Raw genomic sequence first — 22,265 nt, 5'->3', positions numbered from 1 at the left:
GAGGAAGAAATGCATATATGTAAGAGGGTTTTTTATTATCGTTAATCTGATCTTGTTGAGTGGATTTGATTACTGTTTGGGTATGAATAGTTTTGAAAATCAAAAGAAATCAGGTCAGGATAGTTTGTTGTCCGTTCTTCGGAATACAACGGATGTGAAAGTGAAACTAAAGTCATTGCTCGGGTTGTCTCGGCTGAACTGGGAAACGCCGGAAGAAGTCGGTTATCTGCAACAACTCATGGAAACGGCGGCTCCGGTCGATTCTATGAATCATTATTATTATGCCCTTTCCGGATTGGGACGTTATTATTGCAACCTGAATAAATTGGATAGCCTGCTATATTGGGGAGGGATATTCGATTCGGTAACGAAGGTTCGCAAGGAAACTCCTCATGAGGCGTTTGATTTCCTGAATTATTATTGTCGTTATTACCTGAATAATGAAGAATACGAGTTGGCGATGAATGAAGCCGTGCGTCTTCAGATGCTGTCGGATGAGACCGGTAATTTGCAAGGAACTATCTCGAGTAATGAATACTTGGGATTGATTTATATCATGATCGGTCGCGACCGGGATGCTGCGACCGCTCTTGAAAAAGGGATGAGCTTGCTGAAAGAGTCCGGGGGGCAACCTGATTATGAAATGCAACTGACGCCCTTCCTCTTGATTGCTTACCTGAGGCTTAATGAATTGGAGAAAATGAGGTCGCTCCTTGTTTATTATGAGTCTGTAATACATATGATGGAGAGTGAACAACCAGCTAAATGGATGAATTATCCGTTCCGGCAGAAGTATTGTTTCTTGTATTCCTATTATACGAACTTATATATTGCAGAAGATAAACCGAAAGAGGCGAAGAAGGCTATGCAACAGGCGTCTTCTTATGTGGACGATACGAACAGGAATGACCCTTTTCTGATCTCGGTATACAACCTGGCGATGGCCCGGTATTATTTTTATGTGAAAAAGTATCCCGAGGCGATCCGTGAAATAGATAAAGTATTGTCTGTCGATTATTCTACCGAACCTCTTAAATTGAAGGCTGAGATACTGAAAGCGGCCGGAAAGAAAGAGGAGGCGCTGGTCTTTTACGATCAACTGCTGACGTTTGTAGAACAGATAAATGTTAAGGCTTTCACCCGCCAGCTAAACCAGCTCCGTACACTGCATGATCTGAATGAACAGAAAATACAGGAGCAACGCCTGGTTTACCAGAAGGAACAGTTATCTCAAAAGCAAACCCAACTGACTGTCTCGCTTGTCTTTTTCGGTGTGCTGTTGTTGCTGTTCTCTTTTTTACTTCGTTACGTTTACCATGTCCGCAAACTGAAGGATGACTTGCAAAAGGAACGCGGGGTATTGATCGATACGACCGATAAACTGCGTATAGCCAAAGAACAGGCGGAGGAATCCAATCGGCTGAAGTCTGCGTTTGTCGCCAACATCAGCCATGAGATACGGACGCCGTTGAATGCGATCGTCGGCTTTTCCGGTTTGCTGGAAGATGCGGACGAGGAAGAAAGGAAAGAGTTTATCCGGATCATCAATAATAATTCGGACTTGTTGCTCGACCTGGTAAATGACGTTCTCGACCTATCGCGTCTGGAATCGGGGTCTTATAATCTGAACCTCAAAGAGTGCAATATTTATGCATGTTGTAAGGATGTTGAAAAGAGTGTGCAGCAGAAAATACAGCCGGGTGTAAACTTGACTCTGACCTGTTCGGAAAAGGATTTTGTCATGAAGACCGACATACTTCGTTTGCAGCAATTATTGCTGAACCTGTTGACCAATGCCGCCAAATTCACCGCTCAGGGAGAGATCAACCTCGATTATCAGGTCGACAAAGAGAAGATGCAAGTTATTTTCTCTGTCACGGACACCGGTTGCGGTGTACCTCCCGACAAACAGGAAAGCATCTTCAATCGTTTCGAAAAGGTGGATGAATTCAAGCAGGGAGCCGGTCTGGGCCTGCCTATTTGTCGTACGATCGCCGGACTTTTCGGTGGCACGCTAACTGTCGATCCTGCTTATACCGGCGGGGCACGGTTTATATTTGTGCATCCTATCTAACTGTCCAGTTTTCGATGAAAATTCCAGGCAGTCTTTCCAGATGTTTTATGTTGTCTGTAACCAGGATTAAGTTGTTATGAATAGCTGCACATCCTATTAAGATATCAAAATCATCAATTAATGTTCCTTTTCTTTTCAAATTAGCTTTGATATCCCCAAATAAAGGTAATGTTCCTGAAACGGAAATTACTTTGAAACGGTCTACTATAAAGGCAACATCTTTTAAACGTTCTTTTTTATTGTCACTGAATGATGCACCAAAATAGAGTTCTCCTAAAGTTATTTCAGATACATAACAATTTTCAGCTTTGGCTTTTAATATCGCCTCGCGAACACCATATTTGTTCTTAAGCATAGATATGCAGATATTGGTGTCTAACAGATAACCTTTAGTTTTCATTAAAATTCGTCTATTATTCGAGTTTGGTTACTGGTTCTGCTTTCCCTGATTTTCCGGACTTCATCTTCAACAGAAGTATCATCTTCCCAAGCTCCTGATAATGCACTGAAGAAATCGGAAGATTTGGATGAGGTTTTTTTTGAATATGTATGCGTGTCTTTTAAAGATTCAGACAATTTGCTGATTAAGTCTAATTTTATATCCGGACTTAATGGAGCCAACAGTTTCATATACCAATCTACGGGATTTAATGCCTGTTCCATAAAGTTTCTCCTTTCTTTTTTACAAAGATAGCTCGTTTGTTTTAAAGTGGCGGTATATTTATGTTGTTTTTTGTTTTAAAGTAGATGGTAAATGGGGAAATTAACTCTGTATAAATTCATAATCCGTTTGGAGAGTGAAAGGGATTATCTATCTTTGTTTGCATGATGAATGTAAAGGATGTGATTAAAAATATACGTTTGCGCTGGGTTGTACTGGTGGTTTTGCTGGTGTTTATCCGGACGACTATGTCTTTTCCTGTGATGGGAGAGTGGTATGCCCGTACGGTTTATCCGGTGTTTTCGGGGGTGTTGTCCCGTTTTTCTTCTCTTTTCCCTTTCTCGATCGGCGATTGCTTCATTTATGGCAGTATTGCAGGGTTGGTAGTCTATCTGGTTTATGCGATTGTGAAACGGCGTCCGTGGTTGAGGACCATCGGGCGGATGGCGGAATTTTTGCTTTGGGTATATGTCTGGTTCTATATGGCCTGGGGGATGAATTATTTCAGAATGAATTTCTATGCCCGGGCGGAGGTGCCTTATGCAGCCTATTCGGAGGATAACTTCCGTTCGTTTCTGGCTGATTACATGGAGGCATTGAATGCTTCTTTTGTTCCTGTCGGGAAGATCGACGAGGCTATCGTGGCGAAGGAAGTGGAGAAAAGCTACCAGGAAATAGCAGGACGTTTCGGCTTGGTCTCGCCTGCAACTTACCTGCATCCGAAACCGATGCTGGTCCCGGCCCTGATGAGCGGTGTCGGCATACTGGGATATATGGGGCCGTTCTTTACCGAATACAATCTGAATCCGGATCTGCTTCCGGTCCAGTATCCTTTCACCTATGCTCATGAAATGGCACATGTACTGGGCATATCCAATGAGGCGGAGGCAAACCTGTACGGCTTTCTGGCATGTTCACGTTCCGAAGTACCGGAAATACGTTTCTCCGCTTATTTCGGTTTGTTGCCTTATGTGCTGGGCAATGCGTACCAGTTGTTGCCGGAAGAGGAATTCAACCGTTGGAAAGAAACGATCTCTCCGGATGTGAAAGATGCCTACAACCGTAAAGTGGCTTATTGGCAGACATTATATAGCCCGACAATCGGCGATATACAGGACACAGTTTATAATTGGTTCCTGAAAGGAAACAACATTCCTTCCGGCCGTCAGAATTATTCGGAAGTGGTCGCTCTTTTAATGGCTCTGGATGCTTCCTCACTAGAAAAATGATCGCGTAACAAGCCAACAGAAATAAATACCTAACGGTAGATATGGATTAAAATAATTCTCTACTTTTGCATATATCAATTATGTAGCAAATATCTAAAACTAATAAGATGAAAAATCAAAGACTGGGATGTGTATTGGCTGGTATAGCTATTTGGGGATTAACGGGGTGTTCGCCGGAATCGATAATCCTTGAAGGTAAAGTTTCGAATCTTTCCGGTAATACGATTGTTTATCGGCCGACAATGGATGGTATATACAATGCGACACAAAGGGATACCTTGTTTCTGCAAGCCGACAGTACGTATCGTATCACTCTTCCGTCTAAAGGAAATGAGAAGATATCTTTCTATATCTATGGGCAAAAATACCTGGGAACGGTTTATGCTGAACCGGGAAAGAATGTACTCGATATCGACGCATCCCTCGAAAATAACCTGAGTATTGAAAATACGTTGGTAAAAGAAAATGAAATAGTAAAAGAACTTTCCCGTTTACAGGAAGAAGTCTTTAATTTGAGAGCACGAAGAGGCGATGCTTTCCAGGTAGCAAAGGATACAGTAGCCTCTTCCGTCTATCAGAAACTGACGGATTATGCGTCGGGAATAGAGCAAAAGATTACAGGGGTGGATGATGTATTCAAAAAGAGGGCGGTACAAGACGTTCGTATGCAGATGTTGCTGGCCTTTATGAACCAATATTTTGGCATTAACTATCAGGGTACGGAAGAAACAAAGAAAGAGTGGGAGGCCGTCTATCCGGAAATGTTGGCATATGCGGATATCAGTCAGCCGGAGAATGTCTTTTCCGAAGCATTTGCTGATGTGATATCCAATGTAGCCGGTATAGAACTTTACATGAAAACAAAACAGCAGCCTAAAGACCGGAATGAAGGTAAACAGAAACTTTTCGACTGGTATAAAAACAATCTAAAAGGGCGTGTACAGGAAGTCGCCATGGCTAACGTGATCCTTGAAGACGCATCGAACGAGAGTTATTCAACGGGGATACCGGCTTTATACGAACAGTTTAAAGAATTGCATCCGGGTAGCACGCTGACTCCGGCATTGGAAAAAGCGATACAGAAAAATATCGCATTCAACAATCAGGAGCTTCCCGAAGACATTCATATACTGAACACCGATAGTGTGCGTTCCTTTAAAGAGATAACCGACCGATATGCCGGCAAAGTTATTTTTATCGATATCTGGGCTACCTGGTGCGGTCCTTGTCGTGAGTCTTTTGCCCATGTGAAACCTTTGCAACAATATGCGAAAGAGAATGACATCGTATTGTTGTATGTTTCTATCGACCGTCCGACCGATGCCGCTTTGTGGAAGAAGATGGCCGGGTATTATAATCTGAAGGGCGACCACGTTATTATTAATGAGTTTTTCAAGATGGATATCTACAATACATTCGGAAATAACGGTGCCTTATACATACCTCATTGCGCTATCATCAATAAGAAGGGAGAGTTGCAATTCAAGAAAGCAGCCAGCCCGGAAGATATGGATAAACTGGCGGAACAGTTACGGGAAGCCGGTGAATGATTCTGAAATCTAACCTTACAATTCAGTAAGCCTTTAAGAAAGCAGGTTTTTGGGGAGTAATAAGAAGATGATCGGTAGATAATCTTTTAAACTGACCCGTAACTGTTTTAAGGCTTGCTGGATACGGTAATTTACCGTTTGGGTGGAAACTTGCAGGATTTCGGCAATCTCTTTATAACTTTTATTTTCAAAGCGATGCATTACAAATGCCTCCCGGTAACTGGGCGGTAAGGCATGTATTGCCTCGATGATATGCTTTTTCAGTTCTTCCGTTTGATAGAAATCGGTATCCTGTAGCATTTCCAGCATATATTCGTAGAAACGTGTTTCTGCCCGCAGTTGTGACTGTTGGCGGGTAAGTTGATTGATGCATTTGTGGTAGACTGCCTTGTACAGGTATTGGCTGAAGGAGGTGTTGAAGGTTTGTATTTCCCGATTTTCCCATAACCATAACATGACATCCTGCACGATCTCTTCGGCATCTTCCAGACTAACAAATCGATTTGCATACGTACATAACATCGGATAGTATCTTCTGAATAAGGTACCATAAGCCTTTTTATCCCCATGTTGCATGGCTGATAACAGAAATGAATCATCTATCGCTTGTGAGGTATTTTTCATATCACTTTCTCCCTGGTTGCAAAGGTAGGTTTTTTGTCGTAGAAAAAAAATATCAAAAAAAAGTGGATTCCCGTTTAGTAATCTGTCGTAGTTCTCTTGTCTAATATATAAACAGGGATAAAAGTGCAGATGGAAACATTCAATATAGATAAGATAGAAGAGATTCTTCCCCGGTATTGTTCCGGTGAGGCAACGATAGAAGAATGCCGGATGGTAGAGGAATGGATCGGGCAGTCGGAAGATAATTACCGGATTGTCAAACAAATGTATGCCATCGATCAGGCAATGGGCACGGTGCGGATGGAATCGCAGGTGAATACAGAGAGGGCTTTGGCTTCCGTCAACCGTAAAATGAGTAAGGAACGTTCGCTCGTAAACTGGTTTACCTGGGTACAGCGGGTGGCAGCTATTCTCTTTGTTCCCCTTCTTATTATCTGGGGCATCGAGCACTTTACTCCCCGGACTGAGATTGCCCGGATGATCGAGATAAAAACAAATCCGGGAATGACGACGACTGTCGACCTTCCTGACGGTTCCAAAGTTTATCTTAATTCAGAATCTTCTTTGATCTATCCTTCTTCTTTCAGTGGAGAAAAGAGAAATGTTCAACTAAAAGGAGAGGCATTCTTTGAAGTACAGAAAGATCCTGAGCATCGTTTTATCGTATCCGGTCCTTGTCATACACAGATTGAAGTATTGGGAACTTCTTTTAATGTAGAGGCGTTCGAGAGAGATTCGTTTATCTCCACAACGTTGGTGGAAGGGAAAGTCCGCTTTGCTTATCAGAAGAATCAGAAACTTGCTACGGTAGAGATGAAACCCGGACAAAAACTGCTGTATGATACAACCTCTTCTCAGGTTAAGCTGCTTCGGACAAGTGGTGAAACAGAGACTGCCTGGAAAGACGGAAAGATCGTTTTCCTGGCAACTCCGTTACCGGAAGCATTGCGGATGTTGGAGAAACGTTTTAATGTAAACTTCGTATTATCCAATGACCGCCTTCGTAGTGAAGCCTTCAACGGTACTTTCACAAACCAGCGTCTGGAACGTATATTGGAAATATTTAAAATATCATCGAATATAAAATGGCGTTATCTGGATACCCAGAATACGACAAATGAGAGAGCGAGAATAGAAATTTATTAATCTAATTGAAAAGATCATGAAAAGCAAACCACCCTAAAGAAAAACATCCGGAGAAATATTGGCGTATTTCACCGGATGGAAAGAATTAATTTAAAACGCTTGTTTGGCGACAAGCTGTAGTAAATCACTTTTATTAATTAGATCAGTACAAAGTTATGCAAAAACATTTTAATACCCAACAGTTTTGGGTAGCAGAGTTTCTGCGGTTTATCTTAAATAAAATACCGAGAGTTATGAAGTTATCAGTCTTCTTACTATTATGTTCCATAGGTTTGGCGCAAGCAACAGACAGCTATGCACAGAAGGCTACTGTGAATTTGGAGATGCGGAACCAAACGGTAAAAGAAGTGTTGGATGAGATCGAGGAACAATCAGATTTCTCTTTCTTCTTCAATATCAAACATGTCGATCTGCATCGGAGAGTCTCTGTCGTAGCTAAGAAAAGCGATATATTTAAAGTGCTGGAAACTGTGTTTGCTGGTACGGATGTGCGTTATTCGGTGGTGGATAAGAAGATTATTTTGTCGACGGAAAAACAGGAACTTCAGCAAAAAGAGGGAAAAAGAATAAAAGGAGTTGTTAAGGATGAACGTGGTGAACCTATTATAGGGGTAAATGTGATAGAGAAAGGAACAACAAACGGGATAGTCACTGATGCTGATGGAAAATATGAGTTGACAGTTTCTCCCGAAAGTACTCTTTCTTTTTCTTATATAGGGTATAATACACAAGAGATAAAAGTAGGAAAAAGCGAAGTGATGAATGTTTCTCTTCGCGAAGATACAGAAGTTTTGGATGAATTAGTTGTTGTGGGATATGGAACGCAGAAGAAAGTGAATTTGACGGGAGCTGTTACAGAAATAAAATCAGAAGACTTTATTGAGGACAGGCCTATAACACAACTTGGACAGTCTTTACAAGGTAAAGTTGCAGGTTTACAAGTTTCCAAATCAAATGGTAAGCCGGGATCAGGTTATTCATTTAATGTCCGTGGTACAACTTCATTAAATGGTGGAGGACCATTGGTTCTCGTTGATGGTGTTGAAATGAATGCCAATACGATTCCACCTGAAGATATTGAGTCTATTTCGGTATTAAAAGATGCCGCTTCTTCTGCTATTTATGGAGCACGTGCAGCATTTGGTGTTGTTCTTATTACTACAAAATCAGGTACTTTTGATAAAAAAATTGAAGTCAATTATTCCAATAACATATCTTGGAGTAAACCGACAGATTTACCTGAAAAAGTTGATCCTGAAACTCAGATAAAATATGGTGGATATGCATGGGGTAATAAATCAGGATCTTATGATAGTTATTGGGGGCATAGTGTAAGTACCTGGTTGGATTTATATGAAAATACGACAGAAAGGAATACGTATAAAATTGTTGATGGAGTATTTTATCCATTAGGTAATACTGATATGATTAAGGTAATGACTGAAACTGGTTTCCTTCAAAGACATAATGTTTCTGTCAATGGAGGTAGTAAGAAAGTTGCTTATCATATTAGTGCAGGATTGATGAATCAAAATGGTGTGTTGACCAGGGATAGGGATAAATATAGTAGAAAAAATATAAGTATTAAACTAAATTCTAATGTTACCGATTGGTTGTCATTACAATTATCTTCAAGTTATATTAGGAACAAAACTGAATTTCCGTATATTCCTCAAGGTGATTGGTATTTATATAGTGTATCTTATCTTCGTCCTACGTTTTGGCTTACAGGGATAAACGACATACATAATTTACCCTATGGTTATTCACCTCAGATTATAGATTATGGTGCACAGAATTATAATTTAAACAATAATTATAATCTACAATTTATGACGACAATTAAACCTATAAAAGGTTTAGAATTGAATGTAAGATATACTTATAGGAGAAATGATGGAGAAGATTTCTTTCATCAAAACAGTTATCAGACTGTACATCCTATGAGTGGTGGTGTTGAATATTATAAAAATGAGGTGAATTATTTACAACGAGATGATAAATCAAGCAATTATCAGGTATTTGATTTGTGGGGGCAATATGAAAAATCCTTTGGAAATCATAAATTCAGATTAATGTTAGGATATAATCAAGAATTATATACATCTCGCAGTTTCTTTGCAAAAGGAGAGAAATTGGTTTCTGATAATGTTCCTTCACTGGATTTGTCAATGGGTAATACTTATGTCGGTGATGATTTGAGTGAATGGTCTACCAGATCAGGATTCTTCCGATTTAATTATAACTATAAGGAAAAGTATTTATTGGAAGTGGTAAATCGATATGATGGTTCTTCTAAATTTAGAAAAGACAGTCGATTTGTTTATTTGCCTTCTGCCTCTTTAGGTTGGCGAGTATCGGAGGAAAGTTTTATGGATTGGTCAGATACTTTTTTAGATAATTTAAAATTAAGAGCATCTTATGGGATACAGGGAAATCAGTCTATTTCTCCTTATGCATTTATACCAACCTACGGAACCGGATTATCTAATTGGATAGTGGCAGGAAAAAAGGCTGTAACAATAACACCTAGAGGAATTGTAAATGATAATTTCACATGGGAAGAGGTGAAAAATTTGAATTTAGGTGTTGATTTAGGATTATTTTCCAATCGATTGACATCAACATTTGAATGGTATTCTAGAAAAACGGAAGGAATGTTGATGCCGGGTGAAGTTTTACCTGGTGTTTTGGGAACAAGTGTTCCAAAAGAAAATGCGGCTGACTTACGTGTTAATGGCTGGGAGTTGTCTGTAAATTGGAATGATCAAATAGGTGATTTTTCTTATAATGTAGGTTTTAATCTTTATGATTATAGAACTAAGATTGTGAAGTTTGCTAATCCTACTGGATTATATACTAGTAATTATGAAGGAGAATATTTAGGAGAGATTTGGGGATACGAAACTGATCGCTTTTTTACAGAAGATGATTTTATCGTAGATTCTGAAGGTAATAGAAAATATAAAGACGGAATTCCAAATCAAGACATAATAACAGGTAACAGAGTGCCAATGCCCGGAGATGTAAAGTATAAGGATTTGAATAATGATGGTAAAATAGATTATGGTAATAATACATTAGAAAATCCTGGTGATAAGCGTATAATAGGAAACTCATCACCTCGTTACCAATTTGGAGTTAATATGGGAGCTCAGTATAAAGGGTTCGATATGTCCCTGTTCTTCCAAGGTGTTGGAAAAAGGGATCTTTGGATTAGTAATAGTTTAATATTTGCCTTCTCTGAGAGTTATGAGTCTTTGTTTAAGCATACTATGGATTTTTGGACTCCTGAAAATACAGATGCTTATTATCCTAGACCTATTGCTGATTGGGCATGGAACAGACAAGTTCAAACAAAATATTTACAAAATGCAGCTTATGTTAGATTGAAGAATTTAACAATAGGCTATTCATTACCTAAATCGTTATTGTCTAAATTATATTTATCAAAATTACGCTTGTTTGTAAGTGCTGAAAACTTATTAACGTTTACACCATTACCTAAAGGTATAGATCCAGAAATAGGAGGTAGTCATACTTATCCATTTGCTAAAGAGATTTCTTTCGGTGTAGATATTAAATTTTAAAATTGTAAGTTATGAAGAAGAAAACATTATTAGTTACAATACTTTTGAGTACGGCTTTTTCTGCATGTAATGATAGTTTTCTGGAAAAATATCCGGGAGATAAGATGACAGAAGAAACTTTATGGCAATCAGAGGCTGATTTTAGAGGATATGCATTGAACTTATACGACTTTCATGGATTTGGAGTTGGGAATGATCAGAATGTAATTCAAAATAATTCAGATGAAATTTGTCGGGGAGCTATGAACCAAAATAGCCGAATATTTGATCGAAGAGTAATTCCGGAGACAGGTGGTTCATGGAGCTGGAAAAAGTTAAGGGATATAAATATAATGGTAACTGCCGCAAGAAATTGTAATTTGGATGAAGATGTTAAATTGCATTGGGAGGGAGTTGCACGTTTTTTCCGAGCTAAAGAATATTTTTCAAAGGTAAAAGCATTTAATGATGTACCTTGGATTGGAAAGGAGTTAACAACTTCTAGTGAAGAGTTATTTAACCCTAAAGATCCAAGAGCATTAGTCATGGACTCTGTTTTGGCGGATATAAACTTTGCTGTTGAACATATCCGTATAGATGATGAGGAAAATCAAGTGAATAGAGATGTCGCTTTAGCCTTAAAATCTGAAATTTGTTTGTTTGAGGGTACTTATCGTAAGTATCATAAGGAGTTGAATTTACAAGATTGGGAAAAATGGTTGAAAGAGTGTATAAAGGCTTCAGAAACATTAATGGAAAGAGGTTATACCTTGTGTGAGGATTATAGATCCTTATATTCATCTTTGGATTTGGCAGGTAATCCGGAAATTATTCTTTATAAGCAGTATGAAGCTGGTGTTATATCAAATCAAATGACAACTGCTATATCTTCTGGAGAATCTTCTACCGGTACATTTGGGGGAACAAAGGATGCGGTTGAAGCTTACTTATGTAAAGATGGACTACCTTATGGTGTAAGTCCGTTACATCCAAAAGCGATAGCAGGAGAACCTGAATTTTTAGAAGAAGAGTTTAAGGATAGAGATCCACGCTTGTTGATGTCGTTTGTTTTACCGTATAATGATTCTAATCCAACTCAACTTCCGGCCATGGATCATAATTATTCAGGAGATTTACCTCCATTTATGCCGGCTTTTACAGGTGAGGGTTATATTCATTCTCCTTCTGGTTATCATATTTATAAATATTGGAATCCAGACTCACCCAATACAGATGCAACTACCGGTATAACAGATGCTCCGATTTATACATTAAGTATAATCTTGCTAAATTATGCTGAGGCAATGGAAGAGTTGGGTTTATGTACAAATGATGTTTTGGATAAATCCATAAATTTATTGAGGCGAAGAGTTGGTATGTCTGATTTAACGGTTGAATTTGCTAATAAAATAAATGATCCAAAGAAAGGTAAATTTGCGCCTGAAATTTCACCTTTGTTATGGGAGATTCGAAGAGAAAGACAAGTAGAATTGATATTTGACGGTTCTCGTTTTTCTGATATTTTACGTTGGAAAAAAGCCAGTTATTTCTCAAAACCTTTTGTGGGTTGTTATGTGGATCTGGAAAAAAGGCCACAAGCTGCCTATAATGAGGATGGAACACCTAAATTTAAAGCAATCTTGGGCGATCGTGAAGGGAATGTGATACCAGGAGCGACAAAAGGTTATGTTTTACCATATAATGGTGAGTTACAACCTGTATATAGTGATAATGATTTGAAGCTATATTATGAACCTATAAATAAACAAGAATTGACTTTAAATCCTAATCTTACTCAGAGTCCAGGTTGGGAGAATGAATAATAATAACATAACATGGTTTGGATTTTCATCCAAACCATGTTATTACATTGGAAAATTATGAAAAGAAAGTTGTTTATATTTGTATTTTTATTTTCAGTCTTTAAAGTAGTATCTCAAGAGCAATTTCATGCATTAGAGGAACATTGGGAACCCCAATGGGAAAAAATAAGAGTAACTTCTTATAATATATTATCAGCATTTAATAAAGAGGAGAGAAAAGATCAATTGGTGAATTGGTTAAAGCAACAAGATCCGGAGGTGTCTGCTTTTCAAGAATTGAGTATGACTCAGAAACAGTTTGCGGATTGTGCTAAATTATGGGGACATCCTTATGTGATTATTTTAAAAGAAAAAGGATTATCTGTAGGAATATCATCAAAAAAACCAATCGAGGTAATATCTAAGAATATGAGTTTTCACCATGGTTTTTTACATGTGAAAACTTTTGGAATAGATTTTATTGTAACACATTTACATCCAGGTTCTTGGAAAAAGAGATTGAAAGAGGCAGATATATTGGTTGATTATATAAACACCAATAAGCTAGACAGTTTGTTTTTGATGGGAGATATGAATGCTCATTCACCGATGGATGCAGACTATTTAGAAAATAATTCAGTATTACTACCATTGATGCGAGGAGGAATTAACAGTGAAAATTTCCCCGCAGGGAATTTTGATTATTTTGCTATTTCAAAATTGTTAGGTACTCCTTTGTTGGATGTTATACAACCTTTTGTTCCTGTAGAAAAGAGGATGTCTTTTCCGAGTCATTTGTTAATGACGACATCAAAGCAAGATTATCGTTTGAAAAAAAGAAAGGAAAGAATTGACTTTATATTAGCATCACCTAAAATAGCTCCTTTTGTAGTTGATGGTTATGTGTTTAATGGGAGGGAAACAGATTATATATCGGATCATTATCCAGTTTGTGTGGATATATTGGTTGATAAACGGTTAGAGAAATAATATTTCCTTACTATTGATTTTGGATAAATCATTCAGCTCCGAAAGATAATTTTTCTATATTGTGTTGTTAGAGCAATTATCTGACTTCAAATATATTTCTACAGATTTTGTACTTGCAATAGTTTAATTTGATAATACTATTGACTTTTTAAAGGATTTATGGATAGAAGACGTTTTTTACAATCAACTATTACTTTTGTGAGCGGATGCGCTATAGCTCCGTTTTTAAATGCTTGTGGAAAAGAGGTTAATGTGAGGTTTGGTTTAATAACAGACTTACATTATGCATTTAGAGAGTCAAATAATACAAGGTGTTATAAAGATTCTTTCGCAAAAACACAAGAAGCATTAGATGTGTTTGAAAAGCATAATTTAGACTTTATTATAGAATTAGGAGATCTAAAAGATCAAGGTTTAAATCCTCAAAAAGAAGAGACAATCTCTTATTTAAGGGATATAGAGAAGTTATTGCAAAGTTTTTCTGGAAGGGTTTATCATGTTTTAGGAAATCATGATATGGATAGTATTTCGAAATTAGATTTCCTATCTAATATCAAGAATCCTGATGAAGTAAATGGTAAAAGCTATTATTCATTTAAGCATGGTGGATTGAAATTTATAGTTTTAGATGCAAACTTTAGGGAAGACCAAAGTGATTATGATTCTGGTAATTTTAATTGGGAGATCGCATTGGTTCCAGATAAAGAGTTAGAATGGTTACGACAAGAATTGCATGAAGGTAAAGAACCTGTTATTATATTTATACATCAGCTATTAGATAAGGGTTCAGGCTTATACGAGGGTTTGTATGTAAAGAATGCTGAACAGGTAAATCAAGTATTAATTGAATCTCAACGTGTCTTAGCTGTTTTTCAAGGGCATCATCATGAAGGATCTTATTCTTTTCAAAATCATATTCATTATTTCACAATGAATGGTATGATAGAAGGGGATTTTCCAGAAAATAATGCTTATGCGATAGTTGAAGTATATCCAAATAAGAATATAAAGTTAATAGGATTTGGAAATACGCCGAGTAAGGATTTGAAAAGTTGTTGAAGGTTAACAAGATTGAAGTACATTAAAAAGGTTATAGTCGTCCTGTCATTTGCCATTGCAATATTACAATAGACATTATATAGATTAAATTGTTATATAGCTCATTTTATGACTGATTCTAAAGTTGTGTAACCCACAAGCAATAAGAATCACCATATCTTCGAAACCGAATTTATGGCATCTAAATCGTTCTTTGACAATACGGCATTTTTTTAGCGGCTGTCACTATGAACCTTATAGTAGCAGTCGCTATTGTTTTGTTAAACCTGTATGTTGCATTCGTGGTCAGTTCCCATATACCTCCTATTGTTTTGTCAGTACACATTCCGGATGTTTCAACTTCCATTTGTGTGGAAGTAGATTCAAAAGTTCTTCTTGAGTTGCCTTTTTGTGATAAGGCATTTGTGCGATGACATCGTTCAGGTATACCCTTGGGTTTACATCAAGTGCCTTACATGTGGCCAGCAAAGAACATATGACAGACATATTAACCGCTGCTTCGTGATTACCACAGAAGAGAAGATTTTTTCTGCTCAAAGTAATGGGTCGTTGGACATTTTCCGCCAGATTATTATCCCAGTACAGGCGGCCATCGTCCAGGCATCTCATAATATTATCCCATTTGGTATAGGCATATGTAATGACCTTGCCTGTCAAAGAACTTGGACTGTATTTAATGCCTTCTGTCTCCATCCAGACCTTCATTGCCTCCATGATTGGCCTGGACAGTTCCTGACGCGTCTGTCTGCGCTCATCATATGACAGGCCGGCTTCGTCACACTGACGTTCTATTTTATAGATATGCTGTATCTGAGTCAGTGCATGTTGGGCCATCTCCCTGTTTTCATCCAACGTTTGCTCAAAATGACGACGGATATGAACCAGACAGTTGAGCAGCCGCACGTTGGGGTTGGTTTTGAAGGCTGTTTCATAGCCTGCAAAACCGTCACATTGAAGATATCCCTTGAAGTTATATTGATTTGCCAGGGATTCGATGACCGCTCCGGCTCGTGATCCTCCGTCGTAATGGAAGATGACCAGTTTCTCCATGACTGATCTTACCATCCAAAGATATTCCTTGTCGGCCTTGTGCTTTTCCCTGTTAATGACCGGAACTGTAGTCTCGTCCGCTTGTACATAGTCGCAGAAGAAGACTTCCCGTTTGAGTTCTTCATACAGAGGCTTAAGCAGTTCTACTGTTTTCTTGAACCAGCCGGTCAGTGTACTTTCGGTCAGACCTTTCATTCCAAGATGGCGGTATTGTTGTATCTGACGGTAGAACGGGACATGATATTCATACTTCTGAAGCAATATTTCGGCAAGAAGACTGGTATCAGCGATGCACTTGTCGACCGGCATCAGCGGCATGGGAGCTATTTCTACGCCTTTCGGTTCTATTGTATCGGTCTCCAATACGGGTAAGTCCTCTGTCATTTTGCGGTTCTGACGATTTCGTTTTCCGTCTTCCACCGATTCCTTCTCAATCTTTTTCACAGCCTCGTCCCGCTTTTCTTCCACCTGTTGCCGGAGTCCGGAAAACTCGCCGGCAAAGAGATCGGGCATATTAGGATCATATACGCGGAGTTTCTCCGATTTACGACCAAAGAGCTGACGGTTCAGCCATGCGACCTGAGCCGTCAACTCCTTGATACGTTCCTGCAGATTTTTTATCTGTTCGGATTGATTCTTATTAGTAGTAGACAATGAGACTATAGAGGCATTCAGCCCTTCTGTCGTCTTGAGTAATATTTCCTTTTCTTCCATTGTCTGTACCTTTTTGTTGATGTAAATATACTAAATTATAGTGAATTACACAACAATATCCGTACTTTTGCTCTCACTGAGAAGCATGTTATACATGGTATTCCTTACGTTCAGCCCTCAACCGCCGGAGCCTCTGTTCCGGGTTTTCCTGTATGCCTTCAACCATCATCACCAGGTCGCGCCACTCCATGGGGTAGCTGTTTGATTTGGAATCATACTCCGGCAGTTTGAAGCGACCGGCCTCCAGGCGTTTTACATACATTACCATACCTCCGTCTTCGGCATGAAGCAGTTTCATGAGTCTGCGGCTGGAGCCGATGAAGATGAAGACATCACCGTTCCTCACTTCACTGTTCATCTTCTCATGTACCACTCCGCATAGCGAACTGATACCCTTGCGCATATCTGTCCTGCCCGGACACAGGAAGTAGCGCATCGTGTCGTTCAGGTTAAACATGGCCGCCTCGAAGACTTTGGCTTAAAACTTCCATCAGTATATCTTTTGAACCGCTTCCAAAGTGGGCACGAAGCCCATTGGGAAACAGCAGGGCCACACCATAAAGCAATTGTTCTTCCTGGAAAGACTCCGTAACTGCCTGTTTAAAACTGATGGGAGCCAACTCCTGTCTGACACTGTTACTGTCAGCGGAACATTTTCTACGCCGGTAGTGATAGGTTGAATAACTTACACCTATCTGTTGAAGGTACGACTTCAACGGCAGGTTGCTTTGTTGCACCTGTAATTCTAATTCTTCAAATTCTTGTCTGTTCATAATAATTGAGATTTGATTGTATTCGCTGCCGCAAAGCTACAACCAAACCTCAAAGTCTAAAAGGTGCATTTCTTCGAATGCTTACGAAAATTGTTTCCGTCGCGGACTTTCTCATGACCTTAAACTACCATTTCGATTATGTAAAACGGTGTTTTGTGTCGGCAAAAACGGCACTTATTCGGAAAAAGAACAGTTCCCCATCCGTTTTCTTTCGGGCGAGAACTATTTTGGTGCGGTTGCCCTGATGATGGTAGAGGTATCTTTTTTCAAACAAAAGTTTTTTAATAATCCATTATCTCTATTTTTTAATTACTTTTGTCTTGGTACGAAAACAAAAGCAGATTATGGCAACACTTTATCCGATAGGTATACAGAACTTTGAAAGTCTTCGTAAAGACGGTTTTCTTTATGTTGATAAGACCGCATTGATTTATCAATTGGTTCAGACGGGACGTTATTATTTCCTGAGCCGCCCCCGCCGTTTCGGTAAAAGCCTGTTGATATCTACTTTGGAAGCCTATTTCCAGGGAAAGAAAGAGTTATTCAAAGGTTTGGCGATGGAGCAGTTGGAGAAGGATTGGATAGAGTATCCGATTCTGCATTTGGATTTGAATACCGGCAAGTATGACTCGGTGGAACAATTGATGTATGTCTTGGATGATACGTTACATAATTGGGAACTCCTGTATGGGCGTTCGGAAACGGAGAAGACACCTGAACTTCGTTTTAAGGGAATTGTTCGCCGTGCATATGAGAAGACGGGGCGGCGTGTGGTCATCCTGGTGGATGAATATGATAAGCCATTGTTGCAGGCGATTGGCAATGAAGCACTCCAGGAAGAGTTCCGTAATATGCTGAAACCCTTCTATGGGGTATTGAAGACGATGGACGGTGCGATCCGCTTTGCCTTGCTGACCGGTGTCACGAAGTTTGGCAAAGTAAGCGTGTTCAGCGATTTGAATAACTTGGACGATTTGTCCATGCGTGATCCGTATGTAACCCTTTGCGGCATATCGGAAGAAGAGTTGCATGCCTATTTTGATGACGATATCCATGCATTGGGAGCTTCGTTGAACCTCACGTTTGAAGGGACTTGTTCTTTGCTGAAGAAGCAGTATGACGGTTATCATTTCACGGCAGGCAGTCCGGGCGTTTATAATCCGTTCAGTCTTTTGAATGCCTTTAAATATAAGCAGTTGGGTAGTTATTGGTTTGAGACGGGAACCCCCACTTATTTGGTAGAATTGTTGAAGCGCACGGATTATGACTTGTATCGCATGGCGCATACGGAAACGGATGTGGACGTGTTGAACAGCATTGATGCCGTTTCATACAATCCCATACCGGTCATTTACCAAAGTGGTTATCTGACGATCAAGGATTATGATCCGGAGTTTAAGATGTACACGCTTGGTTTTCCAAACGAGGAAGTCGCCGAAGGTTTTACCCGTTATCTGTTGCCTTTTTATACATCCGTAAAAGCGGGTGACACCGCATTCCAAGTTCAACATTTTGTTAGAGATATCCGTAAGGGTGATGTGGATGCGTTCTTAGTTCGCCTTCAAAGTTTCTTTACCGATACGCCTTACGAGTTGATCCGCAATTTGGAGGTACATTACCAGAATGTCTTGTTTATAGTTTTCAAGCTGGTCGGTTTTTATGCCCAAGTGGAATATCGTACATCACGTGGTCGTATAGATTTGGTGTTGCAGACCGACCGTTACTTTTATGTCATGGAGTTCAAGTTGAATGGAACGGCAGAAGAGGCATTGCAACAGATCGAAGACAGGCAATACGCTTTGCCGTTCGCATCCGACCCGCGGACTCTGTTTAAAATCGGTGTGAGTTTCGATAATGAAACGCGGAATATTGCGGAGTGGATCGTCCGGTCGTAAGATTCTCTTTCTCTGAAAAAAGTTTTTCGAAAATAATCCTTCATTCCTTCATCTGTAAAAGCTTGTTGTTTATTATCAATGTTTTTCAGATGAAGGCAATGAATAAACCCTAGTGCTTCGATACCCGTTTTTCTCCAATTTACCTTCATCGATCAGCTTTTTCAGGTCTTCTAAAGCACGATACTTGGAACAACCTGTCAGTTCCCGGTAATCGCTGCAAGTGATATAGTGATGTTTTTCCAGATATTCCATCAGCCTGCGGACCCGTTCCCCGAAAGGGGGTAACACTCCTTTTCCTTCCGGCATGCGTTCCAGATCCATTGTTTTTAATTTACTTTTCAGGTATTTTCCGCAGCGGAAGTTGACATTCTTGAAATGAATCGATTCGCTACGGATTTCCTTCTTATCCATGACCGGGCGTGAAGAAAGCGAAACGCTGAGGAAGCCAAAATTCTCTACTTCGACATTGTAGCCTTGTTCCAATCTGTCGGCTACCACATCTGCAAGGACCCGTAAAGCCCCTTTGATGTCTGCTCCCGAAATTCCCGAACGGTTTTCGACTTCTTCGATTAAATCGTCGGTATGGAGTGTCCCGAGAGGTACTACACGCGGATGCAACGCTTGTTTTTTCTTCTCTCCAGTAGGGTTCGGAGTGCGAACCATTCGATATCTTGCACACATATCAGTTATTGTTTAAGGTGTAACCAGGCATCCGGTAATGCCGGAGTGCTTTCTTTTAATTTATCTGCCAACTGTCATACGCTTGTTTGAAAGCTGACAAACGCTTGTAAGACTACTGTTGAATAAGCGTTTGACAATTGACAAACAAGAAAGAATAACGCACTAAAGATATAAATAATAATCGATAGAAACCTTGTTGTCCATAGCTTTTTTTCTTATCTTTAAACAGAAAATACACCTTAAATTACAAGCAAATGAATATAACACAGTATAAAGACGGAAGTAAGTCCGTTAAAACCTTTTCGCTTAGTGAATTAGTCGATACGATGAAGGACCGTGCGTCCGGTCGTGCAGTAGAAGAATTCCGGGACAACCCGGAGGATACTCCTCCGGGTTGTCCTTGTCCGGCGGCAAGTAAACTGCCCCGGATTGTTTTTGGTGCCGAATACCGGAAGAAGAACGGAGAGATGAAAATGGCAGCCTACAATGGTCTTGTCCTTCTCGAAGTCGGTAATCTGTCCGGGTATACGGAGGCGACGGAGGTGCGACGGAAGGCAGCCGGTTCGCTGCAAACACTGCTTGCTTTTATCGGCTCAAGCCGTAAAAGTGTGAAGATTGTTGTACCTTTTACATTGCCGGACGGTTCTTTGCCTCGTAACTGTGAACTGGCGGGGTGGTTTCATGCACATGCTTACCAATTGGCACTCAATTATTACCGGATGCAATTGCAGCGGGATATCGCTTTCCGGCAACCGGTTATAGAGCAGTCTTGCCGTATCTCCTATGATCCCGATCTTTATTATAATCCGGCGGCTGTTCCGGCAACACTCGAACAGCCTTTGCAAATGCCTGGCGAACCGACTTTTCGCGACGTGAAACAGCAAGAACCGTTGCCGCTTCAGCGGATGGAGGCGGGGCACGAACGTAGTAGTTCTGTTTATCTGCTCTATCAGGTAGCTCTGAAAAAGGCGATAGAGGAGGTGAAAAAGGAACTGGGGGATGCGGAAGAGGACACGTTGTTGGTCCGTTTGGCAGAGAATTGCCTGCGGGCAGGCATACCGGAGGAAGATGTGCTGAAATGGTCGTATGCGAACATGCACTTCCGGCGTAGTGAAACGGAATTGCGGGCGGCTGTGCATAATGCCTATCTGCTGGATAAATATTATGGTGTTGGTCCGGTGATGCCGGCTTGCCAGAATCTGGTGCTCCGGATGGAAGAGTTTATGAAACGACGGTATGAATTGCGACGGAATGAGTTGAAAGGGGAGGTGGAGTATCGCGAGCGGCGTTCCTATTATTATGATTTTTTCCCGGTCACAGAGGAGGTGCTCAATACGATCTCTTTGCATGCACAAGCCGAAGGACTTGATTTATGGGATCGCGATGTGAAACGCTATATCTATTCCAATAAGATACCGCTGTTCAATCCGCTGGATGATTATTTGGATCATTTGCCCGAATGGGATGGGAAAGATCATATCCGTGCATTGGCGGATACCGTGCCGACATCGTCGAAACTGTGGCGCAATCATTTTTATCGCTGGTTTTTGGGGCTGGTTGCCCAATGGAAACAGATGAGTAGCGTGTATGCCAACAGTGTCTTGCCTTTGCTGGTGGGTGAGCAGGGATGTGGAAAGTCTACCTGGTGCCGTAATCTGTTGCCGCCTGTTCTGCGCGACTTTTATACGGATAGCATTGATTTTGGGAATCGCCGTGACGCCGAACTGATGCTGCATCGATTTGCCCTGATCAATATCGATGAGTTCGATTCGGTGGGGGCTTCCCGCCAGTCTTTCCTGAAACATCTGCTTCAGAAGCCGGAGGTGAATACCCGCAAGCCTTATAAATCGAGTGTTCGGGTGTTGAAACGGTATGCCGGATTTGTCGGGACTTGTAATAATATGGACCTGTTATCCGATCCGACCGGTAGCCGTCGTTTCCTTTGTGTTGAAATTAAAGGGGAGATCGACCGCCGCTATTTGGTTGACCATGACCAGCTATATGCTCAGGCCATTTATTTGTTGCGGGCAGGCGAACGTTATTGGTTTACGCATGAAGAGGAACTGGCTGTTACTCGGCAGAATGAGGCATTTGAGCAAGTGCCGGTGGAAGAGCAGTTGTTGTTGCAGTATTTTCGTGCCGTTCCTGTTGGGGAAGATGGAGGCGATTGGTTATCAGTAGCTGAGATCATGCAACATATCCGTAAGCGTAGCCGCCTTAGTTTCAGTAACACAACGATCAATGGCTTTGGCCGTTTGCTGCGCCGAAATAACTATCCTTCTCGCCACGCTTTGCGTGGAAATTTGTATCATGTAGAGGAGATCGGATGATATTCTTCATTTTGTTCATCTGCAAGGCGTTTATTTTTAGTGTTATAGCTTTGCAGATGAATAAATGAAGGAAAAAATGGGAAAACTTTTATTCGGCATATATGGCATAGAGCAAGCG

General features: G+C 40.3%; 17 protein-coding genes. 10 read left to right on the top strand and 7 right to left on the bottom strand.

Annotated elements, in window-relative coordinates:
* Nucleotides 1-82: 82 nt before the first annotated feature.
* Nucleotides 83-2,074, top strand: a complete 1,992-nt coding sequence (locus tag HMPREF1535_RS02025) for a tetratricopeptide repeat-containing sensor histidine kinase (protein WP_224263253.1) — start codon at nucleotides 83-85, stop codon at nucleotides 2,072-2,074.
* Here the strand turns inward: HMPREF1535_RS02025 and HMPREF1535_RS02020 are convergent.
* Nucleotides 2,067-2,474, bottom strand: coding sequence for a type II toxin-antitoxin system VapC family toxin (locus tag HMPREF1535_RS02020; protein ID WP_010802334.1), 408 nt, complete (start codon nucleotides 2,472-2,474; stop codon nucleotides 2,067-2,069). The two genes, HMPREF1535_RS02025 and HMPREF1535_RS02020, sit on opposite strands and share 8 nt — an antisense overlap.
* Nucleotides 2,474-2,737, bottom strand: coding sequence for a hypothetical protein (locus HMPREF1535_RS02015; protein ID WP_007657482.1), 264 nt, complete (start codon nucleotides 2,735-2,737; stop codon nucleotides 2,474-2,476). The genes HMPREF1535_RS02020 and HMPREF1535_RS02015 overlap by 1 nt, the downstream gene beginning before the upstream one ends.
* A gap of 162 nt (nucleotides 2,738-2,899) precedes the next feature.
* Here HMPREF1535_RS02015 and HMPREF1535_RS02010 point away from each other — a divergent pair, with 162 nt between their 5' ends.
* Complete coding sequence (locus HMPREF1535_RS02010) at nucleotides 2,900-3,964, top strand: DUF3810 domain-containing protein (RefSeq protein ID WP_392391951.1); 1,065 nt, start codon at nucleotides 2,900-2,902, stop codon at nucleotides 3,962-3,964.
* 107 nt (nucleotides 3,965-4,071) lie between these two features.
* Complete coding sequence (locus tag HMPREF1535_RS02005; RefSeq protein ID WP_046145148.1) at nucleotides 4,072-5,514, top strand: TlpA disulfide reductase family protein; 1,443 nt, start codon at nucleotides 4,072-4,074, stop codon at nucleotides 5,512-5,514.
* A gap of 33 nt (nucleotides 5,515-5,547) precedes the next feature.
* Here HMPREF1535_RS02005 and HMPREF1535_RS02000 read toward each other — a convergent pair whose 3' ends face one another.
* The gene (locus tag HMPREF1535_RS02000; RefSeq protein WP_046145147.1) at nucleotides 5,548-6,138 is read right to left on the bottom strand and encodes an RNA polymerase sigma-70 factor; all 591 of its coding nucleotides are present in this window, start codon (nucleotides 6,136-6,138) and stop codon (nucleotides 5,548-5,550) included.
* Between the two features lie 129 nt (nucleotides 6,139-6,267).
* Between HMPREF1535_RS02000 and HMPREF1535_RS01995 the strand changes: the two genes are divergently transcribed.
* The 5 genes from HMPREF1535_RS01995 to HMPREF1535_RS01975 all read left to right on the top strand — a co-directional run bounded on the left by HMPREF1535_RS01995 (nucleotide 6,268) and on the right by HMPREF1535_RS01975 (nucleotide 14,704).
* Complete coding sequence (locus HMPREF1535_RS01995; RefSeq protein ID WP_046145146.1) at nucleotides 6,268-7,284, top strand: FecR family protein; 1,017 nt, start codon at nucleotides 6,268-6,270, stop codon at nucleotides 7,282-7,284.
* 233 nt (nucleotides 7,285-7,517) lie between these two features.
* On the top strand, nucleotides 7,518-10,874 hold the full coding sequence (locus HMPREF1535_RS01990; protein WP_167769553.1) for a TonB-dependent receptor: 3,357 nt from the start codon (nucleotides 7,518-7,520) through the stop codon (nucleotides 10,872-10,874).
* Between the two features lie 11 nt (nucleotides 10,875-10,885).
* A complete protein-coding gene (locus tag HMPREF1535_RS01985) occupies nucleotides 10,886-12,676 on the top strand; it encodes a RagB/SusD family nutrient uptake outer membrane protein (protein ID WP_046145145.1) in 1,791 nt (596 codons plus the stop codon).
* 57 nt (nucleotides 12,677-12,733) lie between these two features.
* On the top strand, nucleotides 12,734-13,645 hold the full coding sequence (locus HMPREF1535_RS01980; protein ID WP_046146364.1) for an endonuclease/exonuclease/phosphatase family protein: 912 nt from the start codon (nucleotides 12,734-12,736) through the stop codon (nucleotides 13,643-13,645).
* 159 nt (nucleotides 13,646-13,804) lie between these two features.
* Nucleotides 13,805-14,704 (top strand): metallophosphoesterase, encoded by a 900-nt coding sequence (locus tag HMPREF1535_RS01975; protein ID WP_046145144.1) that lies wholly within the window; start codon nucleotides 13,805-13,807, stop codon nucleotides 14,702-14,704.
* A gap of 303 nt (nucleotides 14,705-15,007) precedes the next feature.
* On the opposite strand, the gene tnpC is transcribed toward HMPREF1535_RS01975, so the two are convergent.
* The 3 genes from tnpC to tnpA form a co-directional block, all read right to left on the bottom strand.
* Nucleotides 15,008-16,468 (bottom strand): IS66 family transposase, encoded by a 1,461-nt coding sequence (gene tnpC, locus HMPREF1535_RS01970; RefSeq protein ID WP_046145143.1) that lies wholly within the window; start codon nucleotides 16,466-16,468, stop codon nucleotides 15,008-15,010.
* A gap of 88 nt (nucleotides 16,469-16,556) precedes the next feature.
* Nucleotides 16,557-16,925: an IS66 family insertion sequence element accessory protein TnpB gene (gene tnpB / locus HMPREF1535_RS01965; RefSeq protein ID WP_046145142.1), complete on the bottom strand. Its 369-nt coding sequence runs from the start codon at nucleotides 16,923-16,925 to the stop codon at nucleotides 16,557-16,559.
* Nucleotides 16,918-17,241: an IS66 family insertion sequence element accessory protein TnpA gene (gene tnpA, locus HMPREF1535_RS01960; RefSeq protein ID WP_046145141.1), complete on the bottom strand. Its 324-nt coding sequence runs from the start codon at nucleotides 17,239-17,241 to the stop codon at nucleotides 16,918-16,920. Before tnpA ends, tnpB begins: the two co-directional genes overlap by 8 nt.
* A 341-nt stretch (nucleotides 17,242-17,582) precedes the next feature.
* On the opposite strand from tnpA, the gene HMPREF1535_RS01955 reads away from it, so the two are divergent.
* A complete protein-coding gene (locus HMPREF1535_RS01955) occupies nucleotides 17,583-19,136 on the top strand; it encodes an ATP-binding protein (protein ID WP_187386425.1) in 1,554 nt (517 codons plus the stop codon).
* A 75-nt stretch (nucleotides 19,137-19,211) separates the two neighbouring features.
* Here HMPREF1535_RS01955 and HMPREF1535_RS01950 read toward each other — a convergent pair whose 3' ends face one another.
* Entirely contained in the window at nucleotides 19,212-19,817 is a 606-nt protein-coding gene (locus HMPREF1535_RS01950; protein WP_046145139.1) for an HU family DNA-binding protein, read from the bottom strand.
* Between the two features lie 254 nt (nucleotides 19,818-20,071).
* On the opposite strand from HMPREF1535_RS01950, the gene HMPREF1535_RS01945 reads away from it, so the two are divergent.
* Nucleotides 20,072-22,147: a BT4734/BF3469 family protein gene (locus HMPREF1535_RS01945; RefSeq protein ID WP_046145138.1), complete on the top strand. Its 2,076-nt coding sequence runs from the start codon at nucleotides 20,072-20,074 to the stop codon at nucleotides 22,145-22,147.
* The last annotated feature ends 118 nt before the right edge of the window (nucleotides 22,148-22,265 follow it).

Source organism: Parabacteroides goldsteinii DSM 19448 = WAL 12034 (assembly GCF_000969835.1).
GTDB lineage: Bacteria > Bacteroidota > Bacteroidia > Bacteroidales > Tannerellaceae > Parabacteroides > Parabacteroides goldsteinii.
This window is presented reverse-complemented; position numbering and strand designations above follow the sequence as displayed.

What these genes read in the sequence shown, in the direction of transcription:
- HMPREF1535_RS02025 (WP_224263253.1), top strand. Translation starts at nt 83, where the DNA reads ATGAATAGTTTTGAAAATCAAAAGAAATCAGGTCAGGATAGTTTGTTG.
- HMPREF1535_RS02020 (WP_010802334.1), bottom strand. Translation starts at nt 2,474, where the DNA reads ATGAAAACTAAAGGTTATCTGTTAGACACCAATATCTGCATATCTATG.
- HMPREF1535_RS02015 (WP_007657482.1), bottom strand. Translation starts at nt 2,737, where the DNA reads ATGGAACAGGCATTAAATCCCGTAGATTGGTATATGAAACTGTTGGCT.
- HMPREF1535_RS02010 (WP_392391951.1), top strand. Translation starts at nt 2,900, where the DNA reads ATGATGAATGTAAAGGATGTGATTAAAAATATACGTTTGCGCTGGGTT.
- HMPREF1535_RS02005 (WP_046145148.1), top strand. Translation starts at nt 4,072, where the DNA reads ATGAAAAATCAAAGACTGGGATGTGTATTGGCTGGTATAGCTATTTGG.
- HMPREF1535_RS02000 (WP_046145147.1), bottom strand. Translation starts at nt 6,138, where the DNA reads ATGAAAAATACCTCACAAGCGATAGATGATTCATTTCTGTTATCAGCC.
- HMPREF1535_RS01995 (WP_046145146.1), top strand. Translation starts at nt 6,268, where the DNA reads ATGGAAACATTCAATATAGATAAGATAGAAGAGATTCTTCCCCGGTAT.
- HMPREF1535_RS01990 (WP_167769553.1), top strand. Translation starts at nt 7,518, where the DNA reads ATGAAGTTATCAGTCTTCTTACTATTATGTTCCATAGGTTTGGCGCAA.
- HMPREF1535_RS01985 (WP_046145145.1), top strand. Translation starts at nt 10,886, where the DNA reads ATGAAGAAGAAAACATTATTAGTTACAATACTTTTGAGTACGGCTTTT.
- HMPREF1535_RS01980 (WP_046146364.1), top strand. Translation starts at nt 12,734, where the DNA reads ATGAAAAGAAAGTTGTTTATATTTGTATTTTTATTTTCAGTCTTTAAA.
- HMPREF1535_RS01975 (WP_046145144.1), top strand. Translation starts at nt 13,805, where the DNA reads ATGGATAGAAGACGTTTTTTACAATCAACTATTACTTTTGTGAGCGGA.
- tnpC (WP_046145143.1), bottom strand. Translation starts at nt 16,468, where the DNA reads ATGGAAGAAAAGGAAATATTACTCAAGACGACAGAAGGGCTGAATGCC.
- tnpB (WP_046145142.1), bottom strand. Translation starts at nt 16,925, where the DNA reads ATGTTTAACCTGAACGACACGATGCGCTACTTCCTGTGTCCGGGCAGG.
- tnpA (WP_046145141.1), bottom strand. Translation starts at nt 17,241, where the DNA reads ATGAACAGACAAGAATTTGAAGAATTAGAATTACAGGTGCAACAAAGC.
- HMPREF1535_RS01950 (WP_046145139.1), bottom strand. Translation starts at nt 19,817, where the DNA reads ATGTGTGCAAGATATCGAATGGTTCGCACTCCGAACCCTACTGGAGAG.
- HMPREF1535_RS01945 (WP_046145138.1), top strand. Translation starts at nt 20,072, where the DNA reads ATGAATATAACACAGTATAAAGACGGAAGTAAGTCCGTTAAAACCTTT.